2 protein-coding genes are annotated in these 1,878 nt (G+C 62.5%); both read right to left on the reverse strand.

What is annotated here, in order from left to right; translation table 11 throughout:
• The coding region (locus tag ACLKMW_RS26365; RefSeq protein WP_415727488.1) for a nuclear transport factor 2 family protein at positions 1-284 on the reverse strand (284 nt) is incomplete at its 3' end.
• Positions 281-1,878: hypothetical protein (locus ACLKMW_RS26370; protein WP_415727489.1), on the reverse strand; the 1,598-nt coding region annotated here is incomplete at its 5' end. The genes ACLKMW_RS26370 and ACLKMW_RS26365, both read right to left, overlap by 4 nt.

Genomic DNA, 1,878 nt, shown 5'->3' on the forward strand with positions numbered 1-1,878 from the left:
TCGACCGCGTCGAACCTTGCTGAGGTAGCAGACCAAATCAGGAGAGCGTATGGCCCGTCCACCTGCCGCGCGGCGATGTTGAATTGCGCGTCCGGCAGCTGCCTGTCCAGCCGCGCCGCTGACGTGCGGATGGCGTCGTGACCTCTTGCATTGGAGTTGACCGTCAGCAGGAGAACGTCTTCCGAGTAGTTCCTCCGAAGATCCTCCTCGAGGTCGCCTTCGAGCCTCAGTCTCAGGTGGTCCTCGAAGACTTCCTCGGGCGTGCGATGTCCGCTGACGTTCATCCTGTCGACCTTCCGTGGTTGATTGCTGGTTCTTGTTCACGGCGAGCGGCCGCAACGGCGAAGCCGAGGAGGACGATCAGCACACCGCCACCCCACGCGTAACGGGCATATGACAAAGCCGGATCATGCCCGCCCTGATATTCGGGCCAGGTCACGCGCAGATACCCACCGGGGATGCCCGGCTCAGGAGACCCCGGCACTCCAACATGAAGTTCCAGGCGCGCACCATCGCGAGAGGATGTCAGCACATGGACTGGCACACCAATGGCCGAAGACTGTTCGCCTGATCTGGCGGTTCCCAGCGCGTATACGGCAACGTTTGACTGCATTGCTGGGAGCCCTGCGTATCCGATCCCACTCCTGCCGTGATGCCAGACGTCGAAGCCAACGCCATGCCAGGTGGTGAAACGCCCTCGCGGCTCGACCACCATGGCTTCGGCCGCCTGGATGACGTAGGTCCTCCCGTCCGGAGACGAGACGGATGCCTCTATGTTCACAAGGTCATGCGGCGGTAGAGGAGTCCTGTGAGTGTTCCTGTCTTCGACCCGCATCCGCAGTGTGGCGCTTCCAGGTGCCAGGTCTCCTCCGTTCGAGGGCGCTTGTCCGATGCTGGCCGAACCTTGCGCGGTGATGACGGCTGTCTTTGCTTCGGGACCCGTGTACAGCGCAACCACACCGCCAACCACCGCAAGCGCCAAGGCCGACCCAGCCCCCGCGACGAGGCCCTGGCGGCCCCATTCCACGCCGGTGCTTCCCGGTCGCGAAGTCAGCAGATAGCTGCTGACAGCCAGGAAGATAGTCATCGGAAGGATCACGAGAAATTCCTGGCGGTATGACAGCCAATGAACCTCAGCAGGAGGCGGGTTCTCAGCAAACAGTCGGAACTCCGAATTTGGGAGCCCTATGGGGCCGAGGAAGTGGCCGTAGGCGACAAGCAGGAAACCCAGCATGATGCCGCCACCGACCGCGGCCGTCCTGTCACGTCCTGCGATGGACCACCAAGCCACGGTGAATGCACTCGCGACGGCAATGCGCATGACGAACCAAGTGACGCCGGGGAACTGTCCGAGCACCAGCGCCTGCAGCAGCCCGGCTGCAATCACTACGGCTATGGCGACGCCGACCCCGAGCGCTGCTGACCGCGCCGTTGATGCTTCCGGCTCGATACCGCTAGCCAGGCGATGACGCCAAGCCCACAAAGCGATGACATAGCCGAGATAGTAGACGGCGAAATGCACCGGAAGGCCCGTAATCCACGTGTGTTCGAGGTCGAGCCACTCCGGCTGTGACGGCAGCCCGATCGGCGAGAGAGACCAGTAGTAGACGGTCAGCAGCACCATGTGGACCGCGGTGATGACAGCACCCCGCACGAGCCCGATCCCAAGCCACGCAGTGCCTAAGCCGAATACGGTGGCCATGAGAAGTGTGTCGGTGATCCAGTAGGTCCAATATGGATCGTTCCCCCACAGCATCGCATGGCCGATGGCCGCATCCACAAAAATAGCCAGCAGCGCTGCCAATGCCGTGAATTTGGAGACGTCACTCAGCGAAAGCGGCGAGTGCCCAGCCCGCGACACGTTCGCGTTCTTGTCCA

Source organism: Borborobacter xinjiangensis (genome assembly GCF_047739745.1).
GTDB lineage: Bacteria > Pseudomonadota > Alphaproteobacteria > Rhizobiales > Rhizobiaceae > Pseudaminobacter.